Here is a 13,248-nt window from a genome sequence, read left to right as displayed (position 1 = left end):
CGCTCGCAGACGAGAGAAACAGAAGCGAGAACAGCGAAGATCGACACGACAACGCCAGTTACGATTCGATATCGAGGCTGTACAGGCGCTTGCGAGCGTCGGAGAACGAAAAGCGCGAATCGATGACGTTCTCCTCGTCGAGCCGGTTCAGAGCGTACCGAACGGTTCGAGAGGGCAGGAGCGTCTCGTCGGCGATCTGTTGTTGGGTCATCGTGTCGTTGTACTCGAGGACCTTCGCGACGAGTTTGGCGCTCGGCGGCAGCTCGCGCACGTCGTCCCACGTTCCCCGCTCGCTGGTCTCCTGTCGAAGCGACTCTGAAGCACTCATCCTACCTCCCCATTCCGAATACGGGGTGATAATATTTTCTATTCGTTTTAATGCTCTATAGTTATATTACGAGCCTGAATACACCTACCCGAAGTCTCTTATGAACCAGTACCTAAAGGACGGGTGATGAGCGACACCGTGGACGACGTCGACCTCCCATATGATGAGGACGAGGCGTCCCAACAGGAGAAAATCCAGGCGCTCGAGGAACGGCTGGAGATCCTCGAGGCGCAAAACGAGGAGATGCGCGACAAGCTCCTCGACGCCAACGCCGAGAACAACAAGTACCAGCAGAAACTCGAGCGACTCACACACGAGAACAAGAAACTCAAGCAGTCGCCGCTGTTCGTCGCCACCGTCCAAGAGGTCACGGACGAGGGCGTCATCATCAAACAGCACGGGAACAATCAGGAGGCGCTGACCGAAGTCACCGACGAGATGCGCGAGGACATCGAACCCGACGCGCGGGTCGCGGTCAACAACTCGCTGTCTATCGTCAAGCCCCTCTCGAACGAAACCGACGTCCGCGCTCGCGTGATGGAAGTCACCGAGAGCCCGGAGGTCAGCTACGAGGACATCGGCGGGCTCGAAGAGCAGATGCAAGAGGTCCGCGAGACCGTCGAGATGCCCCTCGAGAAGCCCGAGATGTTCGACGACGTGGGCATCGACCCGCCCAGCGGCGTCCTGCTCTACGGGCCGCCGGGCACCGGCAAAACGATGCTCGCCAAGGCCGTCGCCAACCAGACCGACGCCACCTTCATCAAGATGGCCGGCTCGGAACTGGTCCACAAGTTCATCGGCGAGGGGGCAAAGCTCGTCCGCGACCTCTTCGATGTCGCCCGCGAGCACGAACCCGCAGTGATCTTCATCGACGAGATCGACGCCATCGCGGCCAAGCGGACCGAGTCCAAGACCTCCGGCGACGCCGAGGTCCAGCGGACCATGATGCAACTCCTCTCGGAGATGGACGGCTTCGAAGAGCGCGGTGAGATCCGCATCATCGCCGCCACCAACCGCTTCGACATGCTCGACCGCGCCATCCTGCGACCCGGCCGGTTCGACCGCCTGATCGAAGTGCCAAAGCCCAACGCCGAGGGCCGCGAGATCATCTTCGAGATCCACACCCGCGGGATGAACGTCGCCGACGACGTCGAATTCGCTGAACTGGCCGAAGAGGCCGACAACGCCTCCGGTGCCGACATCAAAGCGGTCTGTACCGAGGCCGGCATGTTCGCCATCCGCGACGACCGCACCGAGATCCGGATGGAGGACTTCCGCAACGCGTGGGACAAGGTCCAAGCCGAATCCGACGAGACCGAAGACGTCTCGAAAACCTTCGCCTAACACCCCGGCTCGAGGTCGACGTCAGTTCGTTATTTCGTCTTTCGCTCGCTCGAGCGACGGCATCGGTGGCCGTCAGTCGCAGTTCGAACCGACCACCGCGAGTTCTAGCAGGCTCGGACGATGGTCACAGCGCAGACGACCGCGCTACGCGCCCAGCGTGGGAGAGCCACGATACGTCGCGTCGCCGAAGCCGAGCAGCGGGAAGAAGAGGAATCCCAGGAACCACAGCCCGAGAGTGAACCCGATCCCGTAGCCGAACGCGTTCGAAACGCCGGCGAACAGTTTGTAGGTAGCGTAAATATTCACGATGGGAACGAACATGACGAGGACCCACCACCACTCGTTGTTCCCGATTTTGAACATGATGTACCAGTTGTAGATGGGGATGATCGCCGCCCAGCCGGGCTGATTGGCTTTACTGAAGGTCTTCCATGCGCCTGCGATGTAGGACACGACAAACAGCAATCCGATGATCATCGTGAGGCCGCCGCCGGCTTCGCCGCCACCTTGTTGCAGCACGGCGGTTGTAATATCCAAATATGACATCACACCGCTTTCGAACACGTGACTGATAGTCATTCCGACTATATCCGAACCGGCGGTACCGGGTCGCCGTCGACTTGTCGGGAGGATCGGTCGATCACGAGAGGCTGTACTACTGCGTAGTCGCAACCGTTCGGAACTCGGACAGGTCTGAGAAAACGGTAGTAGCCACTGAAAGTCACTGCGCACCTGATCGCCGGACAGCGTTGCGATCAGTGTGCAAATCGGGTCAGTGGCTACGATAGCAAACGGTGTGAGAACGTGCCGACGATCGACCGGAGCACAGCGCGAAGCGCCGCGTCGGAGGATCGACGCGCGAGCCGTCGTTAGAACAGGTGGTCGTCTTCCTCGAGCAGGCGGGCGGGGCCGCCGACGTCCCACGTGGTCGTCGAGACGCCGCAGTCGGAGACCGCTTCCTCGACTTCTTCGGCGTGTTCCTCGGTGGTATTGACGTAGACGCTGGCACCGGTGTCCGTCGAGAAGTAGACGGGGATGTCCTCTTCCTCGCGGAGTTCGCGCACCTTGTTGAAGACCGCGAGCGTGGCCGGCTGCCAGTAGACCCACCCGGAGGGGCCGGTCATGGTCGTCGCGGCCAGCGACAGCGAGTCGTGTTCGGCGCGTTCGAACACGCCCTCGAAGTCGTCGTTGCGCAGGGAGTCACGCATCTTCGCGATCTGCTCGTGGATGTGGGCGTTGCGGGCCTGGAACATGTGGCTGTCGGCGGCCTCGCGGTGGGCGTCGTCGGTGTCCTTGTGGTAGGGGACGAGGCCGACGATGATCTTCAGGTCCTCGTGGAGGTTCGAGGGGATCCGCTCGGAGCGACAGTCCTCGTCGTTCATCCCGGTTCGGAGATGCGAGAACGCGCCGGTGACCGCCCGCGCGGCCGAGGCCGATCCGACGCGCGCAATCGTCGAAATTTCCCCTTTCGAGGCGTCGAGTTCGGCCGCCTCGGCCAGCGCCATCGCCGCGGCCGCAAAGCCAGAGGAGGACGATCCCAGCCCGACGTTCGTCGGGAAGCTGTTCTCGCTCTCGAGGCGGACCGGGTAGACGGTGTGGGCGGCGTCGGACTTCGAGCGGGCCTTCTCGACGACGGCCTCGACCCGTTCGTGGGCCCGTCCCTCGAGTTCCTCGCCGTCGACGATGAAGGTGTCCTCGTCGTAGTCCATCGAGAACTCGACGGTCGTCCGGGTGTGGCTCGGGGCCGTACAGACGCTGATACTGTCGTGGTACGGCAGCCGCTCGATCTCGTCGCGCATCCCGTGATACTTGACCAGTCCCTGAATGGGGTGGGCCATGGCCGTGGCTTTCATACCCGGATACGTGGCTGAAGACCGCTTAAACCTCACGGCATCCTATCAGTCCGACGGTTCGAACGTCTCAGCGACGCTCCGCACCTATATCCGCAGTATATCGCACTTCTCGTCGATTTCATAAACGGTCTGATCGATCGTCCGCGGCGAACTCTCGGATCGGCGTTCTCACTTCCGACGCCGCGCGACCTATTTTCGCTCGGTCTCGGGTTCCGGGTCGGTCCCCGTTACCTCCTCGAGCGCGGACAGCCGCTGCTCGAGCGCGCCGATATCCTCCGTCAGGGACGCTCGCACCCGTTCGAGATCGCTCTCGAGGTCCGACGTGACCGCGTCGAAGGCGGTCGCGACCGTTCGCTCGAGGGCCGCGAGATCGTCCGCGAGCGCGTCGATGTCGGTGTCATCAACGCGGTCGGGATCATCGTCGCGAACGTCAGCGAGGGAATCGCGGACGGCGGTGAGCTCCGAGCGGAACTCCCGCGTCTCGGACTCGAGACTCGACAGTCGGGTCTCGAGGTCCCGCAGGCGGCGGTCGACGGTATCGAGCCGCGGCTCGAGGTCGTTCTCGATCTCGGCCCGCAGTTCGGCGTGGGCTGCCGTCCGGTCGTCGAGAGCCGCCCGCAGGGACTCGATGGCGGCCTCGGTCTCCGCGACCCGCTCCGGCGTGGCCGTCCGCTCGAGGTCGAGCGCCCGGCGGAGCGCTTCCCCGTTCGGGCCGTCGTCGGCCTCGAGTTCGGCTATCAGCACGTCGAGCACGCCGATTCTCGACTGTCCCTCCGCGCGGTCGACCTGCGTCCGGTGAGTCTCCTCTGTCATTATCGATCGCTCCTCCCGGCGGACTCGCCTTTCATACTACGTCCGTCGGATATGATAATAGTACTCCTTCCGTGAATTCTGACGGGGCGGTGAGCCCTGCGAGCCGTGTCACCGGCTCCGAAAGCGGAGGGCGGCGTTACTGGAGATTCGAACTCCCACCTCGAACCGAACGGCTCAAATGCGCGCTCTCGCAACGACTCCTGCATGGGAACCCCGCTCGAGACCCGCGCCGAGCAGGCGACGGAGGTCATCGACCGACTCGAGGAGGCGTATCCGGACTCGACGATTTCGCTGCGGTACTCGAACCGGCTCGAACTCCTGATCGCAGTGATCCTCTCGGCGCAATGTACGGACGAACGGGTGAACAAGGAGACCAAGCACCTCTTCGAGAAGTACGACGGCGCCGAGGACTACGCCAACGCGCCAGAGGAGGAACTCGCGGAGGATCTGAATTCGATCACCTACTACAACAGCAAGGCGGGCTACATCAAGAGTTCCTGCAAGACGATCCTCGAGGACCACGACGGCGAGGTGCCGGACACGATGGACGAGTTGACCGAGCTCTCGGGCGTCGGCCGGAAGACGGCGAACGTCGTCCTCCAGCACGGCCACGACATCGTCGAGGGAATCGTCGTCGACACGCACGTCCAGCGGCTCACACAGCGGCTGGGGCTGACCGAGGAGGAGTACCCCGAACGGATCGAGCAGGACCTGATCGAGATCGTCCCCGAGGACGACTGGCAGCAGTTCACTCATCTCTGTATCGATCACGGTCGAGCGACCTGTACGGCCCAGAACCCCGACTGTGCCGACTGCGTGCTGGCGGATATCTGCCCGTCGGCAAAGGGCGACAGCGAGATCGATCTCGCTTCCGACGAACCCTGGTAAGACGCGGCTAAACGGCCAGTTGCTGCAATACAGCTGCCGCGCCGACTCTCGCAAGCCCAACGCCTTTTCAGCGACCGAGGGTAGCCACAATCGGGATCACTATGTCTGACAACACTGACGAGCGCGACACCACCGGCAAGGACGAACACGGGCGGGACGTCCAGCTCACGAAAGAGGAGACCGATCCTGAGGAGGCCCAGGACGAAGAGGGGCTCACCGAGGAAGAGAAGGAAGCTCGCGAGCGCCAAGACGAGGAACAGCGCCGGCAGGACATCGAACAGCAATCGGTCGACCGGGAAGACGACGCCCTCGAGAACGAGAATCCGGACCACCACCGCGACGAGGAGCCGTACAACGGCTAAGCGGGCACAATCGAAGCGAGCCGGCCGCGACCCGGTCCCGATCGCCGACCAGCGGCCGACACCGCCGTTTTCGCGCTCTCTTCTGCCGACTCCGCGAGTCACTCGTTCGGAACGACCAGCGTCGAGAGCGTCCCGGCGGCGGAGACGGTCACCTCCGAGTCGACGGTGACCGGATCGATCGATCGTCCGTCGACGACGAGCGTCACGTCGCACGCCTCGCGTTCGACGGTGAACGTCAGCTCGTCGGTCGGCAGCACCCACTGCCGGGTCTGGGTGACGAAGGGACCGATCGGCGCGACCGCCACCGCGTCGACGGCCCGCGAGAGTTGGGGCGCGTCGACCGCGCTCGCGTAGCCGTGACTCCCCGCCGGCGTCGCCGCGACGACGCCGTCGGCGCGAAAGGTCGCCACGGACCCGCCCCGGTCCCGGACGCCGTACTCCGAGATCCGAGCGGGTTCGTCGGTGATGAGCGTCACGTCGAACAGCGCACGCACTCGAGTCGCGGTCGCCGCTGTCTCGTCACGTGTCGACTCGAGGGAAACGCCGAGAACGGTCCGCTCGCGACTGCGAGCACGGCCGTCGAGGACGGCCTCGAGCGCATCCGAAAGGCGATCGCGGTCGACCGACTCGATCCCGGAAACGGAACCGACCGGCAGAACGGGACCGTCGACATCGGCGCGAGCGACCGCCGACAGGGTCGCTTCGTCGGCCGTCACCACCACCGACGGCTCCGCCGCGAGCACGTCCTCGAGACCGCCGTTGATAGCCGTCACGTCGGCGTCCGCATCGGCGAACACCGACTCGAGGTCGTCGTCGATTTCGATGGCGCCGCTCCCGTCTGCCTCGCCGACGACGCCGACCACGGGCGAATCGCCCGCGCTCCACGCGGCATCCATGGCCGTCAGTTCACACGGGCCGCTCAAAAGCGTACGGTTGTCGGTCGCAGACTGCACGCCGGCGGTCGGCTGCGGTCGCCCCGGCCACCGCGGGCGCGATCACTCGTCGTAGGGCCAATCGCCGGTGATCCGCATCCCTTCGGCGAGGTCTTGGGACTCGAGGTCGGCCGCGATAGCGGCGGTGTCCCTGTGATCGACCGTCACCTCGCTCTCGGCGAGTGCGACGACGTATTCAGTCAGGAGGATCGCCTGTTCGCGCAGGGTTCGGGGCTCGAGTTTCTCGATGGTGTCGGCGGCGGTGTGGCCCCAGCCCCGTCCCGGCCCGTCCGAGATCGATTTGACGTGACAGCCCGGAACACCGTGCTCGACGAACGACCAGTGGTCGCTGTGGGGGCCGACCTTCGGGACCGTCCCGATCGGGTGATCGTACCGGTCGGCCACGTCGTTCGCGACCTCCTGCAGCGCGTCGAAGCCCTGCGTGACGATCGAGAGCGTCCGATCGCGGACGACGCCGTCGTTGTTGACGGCCGCCTTGATCGTCTCGCGGTCCGTCTGCTCGGCGTATCGCGCGGAGCCGACGAGGCCGACCTCTTCCGCGCCGAAGCCGACGAACTCGACGCGGGTCTCGAGGTCGTCCTCGCGCTCCGCGAGGGCGTTCGCAAGTTCGACGATCATCGCGGTTCCGGCGCCGTTGTCCATCGCGCCCTCGGCGATGTCGTGGGCGTCGACGTGGCTCGTCACGAGTACGCGCTCGTCGGTGTCGGGGCCGAGTTCGGCGCGCACGTTCTGGCTCTCCGCAGGGTGGATGTCAGCCTCGACGGAGACCGTGATCGACTCCCCGTCGAACCGCCGGGCCAGCCGCGCGCCGACCTCGTTCGAGACGCCGAGTGCCGGAATCGCGCCGACCGGGTCCGCGTCGGTCCCCACGCTACCGGTCGGCGGCAGACAGCCCTCGACGTGGTTTCGGTACACGAACCCGACGGCGCCGTTCTCGACGGCGTGGTAGTACTTCTCCCGCCGGTGGACGTACCGATCGTAGTAGTCGGGGCTGTCGCTGCGGACCATGACGATCGCGTCCTCGACATCGGTCTCCGCGAAGTCCTCGGGCATGCCGTAGCCGAGATCGATCATCGGCGCGACGACGCGCTCGTCGGGACTGCGCGGCAGGGCGATACACTCCTGTGTGGTGTCGCCGGCCGTAATCGCGCTGTCGCCGCGGGTCCAGCCCTGTATCTCGAAGGGCTCGAGGCGGGCGTTTCGCGCGCCGGCGTCGGCCAGCGCGTTCCGGGTCAGTTCGGCGGCCTCGCGTTCGCCCTCGCTGCCGGCCATCCGGTTCCCGACATCGACGAGGTCCTCGAGGTGGGTCCAGCCGACGTCGCTCTCGAAAACGGATCCGATCCAAGCGCTCATGGCTGGAGTGACACACGACGGCCGGGTAACTGTATCGCTCGCTGGACTCTGACCGCCGACAGTAGTATGTGGATTGACACCACTCGTTGACACGACAAACTACGAATCTTTTTTACGCCGCTCCCTCTCGGGGTCGGTATGCGGGAGACGCTTGCCGACTGGCGGCCGGCCATCGATGAGGCGATCGCCGATCTGGTCCCACGCGAGATCGATGCCGACTACCTCGAGTCCTTCTTCGGCCCCCCGACCTACGAGTACGACCCCACCGGCATCCAGCGCGCGCTGGCGACGCCGCTGTGGGATCTCCTCGATCGAGGCGGGAAGCGGTGGCGTGCGGTACTCTTTCTCGTCTTCGTCGAGGGATTCGGCGAGGACCCGGCCGAGTACCTGCCCTACGCCTGTATTCCGGAGATACTGCACAACGGGACGATCATCGTCGACGACGTCGAAGATGGGGCGACGATTCGGCGCGGCGAGCCCGCGCTCCACCGCGTCTACGGGCGCGACATCGCGCTCAACGCCGGCAACGCGATGTACTTCCTGCCGCTGAAGGTCCTCACACGGGACCCCGCCGACCTCCCGGCGGACCGGCGGCTGGCCGCCTACGAGATGCTCATGCACGAACTGAACCGCACCCATCTCGGCCAGGGGATGGACATCTGCTGGCACAACGAACGCGAGGTTCGGATCAACACTGACCAGTACCTCGAGATGTGTGCGTGCAAGACGGGCTGTCTCGGTCGGATCGTCGCTCGCCTCGCCGCGATCATCACCGACCAACCGCCCGAGGTCGAGGCGGCCGTCGCCGAATACGCCGAACTGACCGCGGTCGCCTTCCAGATCGGCGACGACATCTTGGACATCGAGCACTCGCTCGGCCGAGCCGGCGAGTTCGGCAAGGAGTTCGGCAACGACATCCGCGAGGGCAAGAAGACGCTCATGGTCATCCACGCCATGCAAACGAGCGACCCCGACCGCGTCCGCCGGCTGCAGTCGATCCTCGAGGCCGAGGACAACACCGACGACGAAATCCTCGAGGCCCTCTCGATCCTCGAGGACGCGGGCAGCGTCGAGTACGCCCGCGAGCGAGCCCTCGAGTTGGCCGCCGACGCGCGGGCGGCGATCGACGACGTGGAGTTCGACGCGGAGACGACCCGAAAGCTCGAGGAGTTCACCGAATTCGTCATCGAGCGCGACGAGTAGCGAACCGACGCGCCCGCCGAGTCTCCGTTTTCACTGTCTCGAGACCGTCACGAGATCAGACGGGTAGGGCCAGATACTACACCCTCGACGTGGAACGCCGAGTATGGCCGACCACTCGCGGGGAGCGGCGACCGAACCGACACGGGCCGACGGCGAGCGGCCGTGGCCGATCCTCGTCGCCCTCGGGCTCGTCGGATCGGAAGTCGGCATCGTCGTCGGCTTCCTCCCCGTCGCCGTCATCGGACTCGTCGCGTTCGCCGCAAGCGTCGCGGGGATTCTGGCGGACGCCGACTACGTCGATCGTCCGTTCGCGTTCGCGGCGACGTTCGGCGCGGCCTTCGTCGTCGTCGGCGGGGTACTGACCGCCCACGGGACCGGGACGGTGCCGATCGGCCTCCTCGAACCGCTCTCCGGGCTGGCGAGTCGTGGCGTCGCGCTCGTCATCGCCGGGGTCGTGACGATCGCCGGAGCCGGCGTCATGCGGTTCCGACGGAGATAGAACGATAGCAGCGCCGCGACAGCCGTGATGGCCACGACGGCCACCACGGTCGCAACGCGACTGAATCGAGTCGAAACCCATCGCAGACGTCCACTCGAGACCATCCACAATCAATGAGTCGACGCGCATTCGACGCCGAAATCGGGCTCGATCTCACGGTCAACCTGATTCCGTTCGCGATCATGGCGTTCTTCGTCGCGATCTTCGCGGTGTTCAACCCGTGGGGGTTCGATCCGCTCCAATCGACGATCCAATTCGCCATCCTGATCGTGACGATGGGAATGCTCGCGGTCGTCACCTACATCGCGGCTCGAGCGATCGAGACCGACGACCGCACGCGACACGACACGTCCGAGAGCTGAGTGGGGCACGCCGCTTGCCCGGACTCAGTTGATAATGAGGACGAATCCGGTAATCGACATCAGTATCGTGATGCCGACGAGCAGTACCAGGAACAGTTCCTTCTCGGACAGCCGGTGCTGGAGAACCGACCCGTCGGCGTCGGCCTTATCGGAGCTCACGGGAGGTCACTGTCGGGGCTACACCGTAATCGGGGAAGAACGTTTCCCAGCAACCGGCCGTGACGCTGGTAGCGACTCCGCCTCGCTTTCGTTGCGGTCGGATCGATTGGAGCCGCTCGAGTAAACGACGGCCTCGAGTCGACGGGGCCGTCGCCTCGTCAGCGCCAGCGATCCGACACAAGACCCTCAAATCAGGCCGTCGTACGCGGGACCGTGTCCAGTGATCGACGGATTACGGGCCGGAGCGCCATCGCCGGTCTCGGCCTCGCGCTGGTCGCCGCGACTGCCGCCTTCGGGGCGCTGCTCGGCGCGACGCTGCCCGGCCGGACCGGGCTCGAGGAGATCACCGTCCTCGCGGTCGCGGTTCCCGTTACACCGCTCACGCTCGGCGTCTACGGGGCCGTCGCCGTCGCGGCGCTACTCGGAGTACTCGGGCTCGTCATCGGTATCCTCTCGCAGTTCGACGAGGACGCCGCGTAGCCGTCGGTACCCGCCGGCGACGGCTCAGGCCAACCCGATGCTCTCGCTGTACGCGCCGTGCTGGTCCTCGAAGACGCCCATGATCTCGCCCATCGTCGCGTAGGCCTTCACGGCGTCGACGATGTACGGCATCGTATTCTCGCCGCGCTCGCTGGCCTCGCGCAGCGCCTCGAGTGCCTCCTCGACGGCCGCGTCGTCCCGGTCGGCTTTCACGTCCGCGAGCCGTCCGAGCTGGCGCTCGGACGTGGTCTCGTCAATTTGGAGGATGTCGGGACTGGTGTCCTCCTCGAGCGTGTACTCGTTGACGCCGACGACGACCTCTTCGCCTCGCTCGACGCGTTCCTGATACTCGTAGGAGGCATCCTGAATCTCCCGGAGGAAGTAGCCGTCCTCGATGCCGGTGAGGATGCCGTCGCGGACCGAGCCGTCGCCCATCTCTCGGATCTCCTCGATGTAGCGCATCGCGCGTTCCTCGATCTCGTTCGTGAGCGTCTCGACGGCGAAGGAGCCGCCCATGGGATCGACGATGTCGGCCGCACCGGACTCCTCGGCGATGATCTGCTGGGTCCGCAGGGCGACCCGGACCGCCTTCTCGCCGGGCAGCGCCAACGCCTCGTCGAAGCTGTTGGTGTGCAGCGACTGGGTCCCGCCGAGGACGCCGGCGAGCGCCTGTATCGTCACTCGAGCGACGTTGTTCAGGGGTTGCTGGGCCGTCAGCGACTGGCCCGCGGTCTGGGTGTGGAACTTGAGCCGTTTCGATTCGTCGGCCTCGGCACCGTACCAGTCGTCCATCACCCGTGCGTAGATCCGGCGGGCCGCCCGGAACTTCGCGATCTCCTCGAAGAAGGAGTTGTGGCAGTTGAAGAAAAAGGAGAGCCGCGGCGCGAACTCGTCGACGTCGGGTCCCCGCTCGACGGCATCTTCGACGTAGCCGAAGCCGTCCGCGAGGGTGAAAGCGAGTTCCTGGACCGCCGTCGAGCCCGCCTCGCGGATGTGATAGCCCGAGACCGAAATCGGGTGGAACTTCGGCGTCTCGGCCGTGCTGAACTCGAGGACGTCCGTCACGAGATCCAGCGAGGGCTCGGGCGGGATGACCCACTCCTTCTGGGCGATGAACTCCTTGAACATGTCGTTCTGGAGGGTTCCGCGCAGGTTCTCGCGGGGGACCCCCCGCCGGTCGGCCAGCGCGACGTACATCGCGTAGATCACCGGCGCGGAGGGGTTGATCGTAAACGAGGTCGAAATTTCCTCGAGATCGATCCCGTCGAAGAGGATCTCCATGTCCCGGAGCGTGTCGACCGCGACGCCCTCCTTGCCGATCTCGCCCTCGCTCATGGGGTCGTCCGAATCGAGTCCCATCAGCGACGGCATGTCGAACGCCACCGAGAGCCCGGTCTGGCCCTCATCGATCAGGTAGTGAAAGCGCTCGTTGGTCTCCTCTGCGGTGCCGAAGCCGGCGAACTGCCGCATCGTCCACGTCCGCCCGCGGTACATCGTCGGGTACGGCCCGCGGGTGTACGGCTCCTCGCCCGGAAAGCCGAGATCCTCGAGGTAGTCGAGGTCCGAAACGTCGTCGGGGGTGTAGAGGCGGTCGACCTCGTGGTTCGACACGGTCGCGAACCGGTCCCGGCGCTCGCCGTGACGCTCGAGGGCCGGCTCGAGGCGCTCCGCCGCCCACTGGTCGCCGGCTTCTCGGATCTCCTCGAGTTCCTCGTCGTCGTACATGGTCGTAATATTTGCCGACAGCGCAATGAAGGTTCGGGGGGTGTTTGCCCGACTGCAAACGGGACCGGAATGGCCCGGAGAACGGCTCAGGCCCGGCTGCGTTCGCGGGGGGTCGTGAGGGCGTCGTCGGCCCAGTCGATATCGACGAGGCGTTTCGGCGTTCCCGACAGCCCGTCGCGGCTGACGATTTCGATCGTCCGATTGCGCGCGTCGGGCGTGAACGGCGACGCGGCCATGATCCGGGCCACGTCGGCGCGCGGAATCGACCCCGAGACGGAATCGCCGCCCTCGCCCACGAGAACCTCGCCGCTCGGCGGGCTGTTCGTGAGGCTGCCGGGACGAACGATCGTATATCCCAGCCCCGATCGGCGCAGCGAGGTCTCGGCGTCCCGTTTCGCCCGCAGCGAGCCCCGGGTCGCGAGCCACGACGGCAGCGACAGCCCTGCCCTCGAGTTCCCGACGCCGATCGCGCTCTCGAAGACGAAATAGGAGACTCCCTCCGCCACGGCGGCGGTGATGAGGTTGATGACGCCCGTCCGGTCGACCAGTTTGCCGCCGGTCGCGTGGCGCAGGCCCGGTGGCGTACCGAGCGCACAGTAGACGATGTCACAGTCGTCGACCGCCTGCACGGCGTCGGCCGACTCGAAGAGATCGGCGACGATCACCTCGTCCGCCCCGTGTCGCTCGAGCGTGTCCGCGGCCGCGTACGACCGCGTGATCGCACGAACGGTCAGTTCGGTCGGCCGCAGGACAGACAGCAGTTCGTGTCCGGTGTCGCCGCTGGCACCGGCGATGAGAACGCGATCGGGCGTGTGTGATCCAGCCATCGAGCGAGGTACCGCGCCGACACGGAAAACGCTCACCAGCGGTCGGTCCGGCTGACTGTCTCCCTGCTGAGTATGAGAAATCGTCCCCGCGGTTCGCCG

General features: G+C 65.5%; 16 protein-coding genes. 7 read left to right on the top strand and 9 right to left on the bottom strand.

Annotation, left to right across the window (positions count from 1 at the left end):
- Positions 1 to 58 precede the first annotated feature (58 nt).
- The gene (locus ACT4ML_RS08390; RefSeq protein WP_138245663.1) at positions 59 to 328 is read right to left on the bottom strand and encodes a MarR family transcriptional regulator; all 270 of its coding nucleotides are present in this window, start codon (positions 326 to 328) and stop codon (positions 59 to 61) included.
- 126 nt (positions 329 to 454) lie between these two features.
- Between ACT4ML_RS08390 and pan1 the strand changes: the two genes are divergently transcribed.
- Complete coding sequence (gene pan1, locus ACT4ML_RS08385; RefSeq protein WP_138245664.1) at positions 455 to 1,672, top strand: proteasome-activating nucleotidase Pan1; 1,218 nt, start codon at positions 455 to 457, stop codon at positions 1,670 to 1,672.
- Between the two features lie 144 nt (positions 1,673 to 1,816).
- Here pan1 and ACT4ML_RS08380 read toward each other — a convergent pair whose 3' ends face one another.
- The 3 genes from ACT4ML_RS08380 to ACT4ML_RS08370 form a co-directional block, all read right to left on the bottom strand.
- Positions 1,817 to 2,218, bottom strand: a complete 402-nt coding sequence (locus ACT4ML_RS08380) for a DUF5684 domain-containing protein (protein ID WP_138245665.1) — start codon at positions 2,216 to 2,218, stop codon at positions 1,817 to 1,819.
- Positions 2,219 to 2,541: 323 nt separating this feature from the next.
- Positions 2,542 to 3,525 carry a phosphomevalonate decarboxylase MvaD gene (mvaD, locus tag ACT4ML_RS08375; protein ID WP_444720447.1) on the bottom strand — a complete coding sequence of 328 codons (984 nt, stop codon included), beginning with the start codon at positions 3,523 to 3,525 and terminating at the stop codon, positions 2,542 to 2,544.
- A 189-nt stretch (positions 3,526 to 3,714) separates the two neighbouring features.
- A complete protein-coding gene (locus ACT4ML_RS08370; RefSeq protein ID WP_444720446.1) occupies positions 3,715 to 4,338 on the bottom strand; it encodes a hypothetical protein in 624 nt (207 codons plus the stop codon).
- A gap of 204 nt (positions 4,339 to 4,542) precedes the next feature.
- Here ACT4ML_RS08370 and nth point away from each other — a divergent pair, with 204 nt between their 5' ends.
- Positions 4,543 to 5,226 carry an endonuclease III gene (gene nth, locus ACT4ML_RS08365; RefSeq protein ID WP_444720445.1) on the top strand — a complete coding sequence of 228 codons (684 nt, stop codon included), beginning with the start codon at positions 4,543 to 4,545 and terminating at the stop codon, positions 5,224 to 5,226.
- Between the two features lie 101 nt (positions 5,227 to 5,327).
- Positions 5,328 to 5,588 carry a hypothetical protein gene (locus tag ACT4ML_RS08360; RefSeq protein ID WP_444720444.1) on the top strand — a complete coding sequence of 87 codons (261 nt, stop codon included), beginning with the start codon at positions 5,328 to 5,330 and terminating at the stop codon, positions 5,586 to 5,588.
- A 98-nt stretch (positions 5,589 to 5,686) separates the two neighbouring features.
- Here the strand turns inward: ACT4ML_RS08360 and ACT4ML_RS08355 are convergent, their stop codons facing one another.
- A complete protein-coding gene (locus tag ACT4ML_RS08355) occupies positions 5,687 to 6,484 on the bottom strand; it encodes an NAD(+)/NADH kinase (RefSeq protein ID WP_444720443.1) in 798 nt (265 codons plus the stop codon).
- A 99-nt stretch (positions 6,485 to 6,583) separates the two neighbouring features.
- A complete protein-coding gene (locus ACT4ML_RS08350) occupies positions 6,584 to 7,894 on the bottom strand; it encodes a M28 family peptidase (protein WP_444720442.1) in 1,311 nt (436 codons plus the stop codon).
- A 138-nt stretch (positions 7,895 to 8,032) separates the two neighbouring features.
- Here ACT4ML_RS08350 and ACT4ML_RS08345 point away from each other — a divergent pair, with 138 nt between their 5' ends.
- The 3 genes from ACT4ML_RS08345 (at position 8,033) to ACT4ML_RS08335 (ending at position 9,958) form a co-directional block, all read left to right on the top strand.
- Entirely contained in the window at positions 8,033 to 9,097 is a 1,065-nt protein-coding gene (locus tag ACT4ML_RS08345; RefSeq protein ID WP_444720441.1) for a polyprenyl synthetase family protein, read from the top strand.
- Between the two features lie 103 nt (positions 9,098 to 9,200).
- Positions 9,201 to 9,596 carry a DUF7541 family protein gene (locus ACT4ML_RS08340; RefSeq protein WP_444720440.1) on the top strand — a complete coding sequence of 132 codons (396 nt, stop codon included), beginning with the start codon at positions 9,201 to 9,203 and terminating at the stop codon, positions 9,594 to 9,596.
- A gap of 113 nt (positions 9,597 to 9,709) precedes the next feature.
- Positions 9,710 to 9,958 (top strand): DUF6684 family protein, encoded by a 249-nt coding sequence (locus tag ACT4ML_RS08335; protein WP_444720439.1) that lies wholly within the window; start codon positions 9,710 to 9,712, stop codon positions 9,956 to 9,958.
- A gap of 24 nt (positions 9,959 to 9,982) precedes the next feature.
- On the opposite strand, the gene ACT4ML_RS08330 is transcribed toward ACT4ML_RS08335, so the two are convergent.
- Positions 9,983 to 10,117 (bottom strand): hypothetical protein, encoded by a 135-nt coding sequence (locus tag ACT4ML_RS08330; protein WP_444720438.1) that lies wholly within the window; start codon positions 10,115 to 10,117, stop codon positions 9,983 to 9,985.
- Positions 10,118 to 10,330: 213 nt separating this feature from the next.
- Here ACT4ML_RS08330 and ACT4ML_RS08325 point away from each other — a divergent pair, with 213 nt between their 5' ends.
- Positions 10,331 to 10,597: a DUF7520 family protein gene (locus tag ACT4ML_RS08325; protein WP_444720437.1), complete on the top strand. Its 267-nt coding sequence runs from the start codon at positions 10,331 to 10,333 to the stop codon at positions 10,595 to 10,597.
- A gap of 24 nt (positions 10,598 to 10,621) precedes the next feature.
- Here ACT4ML_RS08325 and ACT4ML_RS08320 read toward each other — a convergent pair whose 3' ends face one another.
- Positions 10,622 to 12,322, bottom strand: coding sequence for a methylmalonyl-CoA mutase family protein (locus ACT4ML_RS08320; protein WP_444720436.1), 1,701 nt, complete (start codon positions 12,320 to 12,322; stop codon positions 10,622 to 10,624).
- 86 nt (positions 12,323 to 12,408) lie between these two features.
- Positions 12,409 to 13,149, bottom strand: a complete 741-nt coding sequence (locus tag ACT4ML_RS08315; RefSeq protein WP_444720435.1) for an SDR family oxidoreductase — start codon at positions 13,147 to 13,149, stop codon at positions 12,409 to 12,411.
- Positions 13,150 to 13,248: the final 99 nt, after the last annotated feature.

Source organism: Natrinema sp. LN54, from assembly GCF_052439245.1.
Lineage (GTDB): Archaea > Halobacteriota > Halobacteria > Halobacteriales > Natrialbaceae > Natrinema > Natrinema versiforme_A.
Note: the sequence above shows the minus strand (reverse complement) of the source record. Positions and strands in the feature narration are given on the sequence as shown.

Excerpts from the sequence above, each read along its gene's own strand:
- ACT4ML_RS08315 (WP_444720435.1), bottom strand. The coding sequence starts at position 13,149 with ATGGCTGGATCACACACGCCCGATCGCGTTCTCATCGCCGGTGCCAGC.
- ACT4ML_RS08370 (WP_444720446.1), bottom strand. The coding sequence starts at position 4,338 with ATGACAGAGGAGACTCACCGGACGCAGGTCGACCGCGCGGAGGGACAG.
- mvaD (WP_444720447.1), bottom strand. The coding sequence starts at position 3,525 with ATGAAAGCCACGGCCATGGCCCACCCCATTCAGGGACTGGTCAAGTAT.
- ACT4ML_RS08350 (WP_444720442.1), bottom strand. The coding sequence starts at position 7,894 with ATGAGCGCTTGGATCGGATCCGTTTTCGAGAGCGACGTCGGCTGGACC.
- pan1 (WP_138245664.1), top strand. The coding sequence starts at position 455 with ATGAGCGACACCGTGGACGACGTCGACCTCCCATATGATGAGGACGAG.
- nth (WP_444720445.1), top strand. The coding sequence starts at position 4,543 with ATGGGAACCCCGCTCGAGACCCGCGCCGAGCAGGCGACGGAGGTCATC.
- ACT4ML_RS08380 (WP_138245665.1), bottom strand. The coding sequence starts at position 2,218 with ATGTCATATTTGGATATTACAACCGCCGTGCTGCAACAAGGTGGCGGC.
- ACT4ML_RS08320 (WP_444720436.1), bottom strand. The coding sequence starts at position 12,322 with ATGTACGACGACGAGGAACTCGAGGAGATCCGAGAAGCCGGCGACCAG.
- ACT4ML_RS08335 (WP_444720439.1), top strand. The coding sequence starts at position 9,710 with ATGAGTCGACGCGCATTCGACGCCGAAATCGGGCTCGATCTCACGGTC.
- ACT4ML_RS08345 (WP_444720441.1), top strand. The coding sequence starts at position 8,033 with ATGCGGGAGACGCTTGCCGACTGGCGGCCGGCCATCGATGAGGCGATC.
- ACT4ML_RS08340 (WP_444720440.1), top strand. The coding sequence starts at position 9,201 with ATGGCCGACCACTCGCGGGGAGCGGCGACCGAACCGACACGGGCCGAC.
- ACT4ML_RS08355 (WP_444720443.1), bottom strand. The coding sequence starts at position 6,484 with ATGGATGCCGCGTGGAGCGCGGGCGATTCGCCCGTGGTCGGCGTCGTC.
- ACT4ML_RS08390 (WP_138245663.1), bottom strand. The coding sequence starts at position 328 with ATGAGTGCTTCAGAGTCGCTTCGACAGGAGACCAGCGAGCGGGGAACG.
- ACT4ML_RS08360 (WP_444720444.1), top strand. The coding sequence starts at position 5,328 with ATGTCTGACAACACTGACGAGCGCGACACCACCGGCAAGGACGAACAC.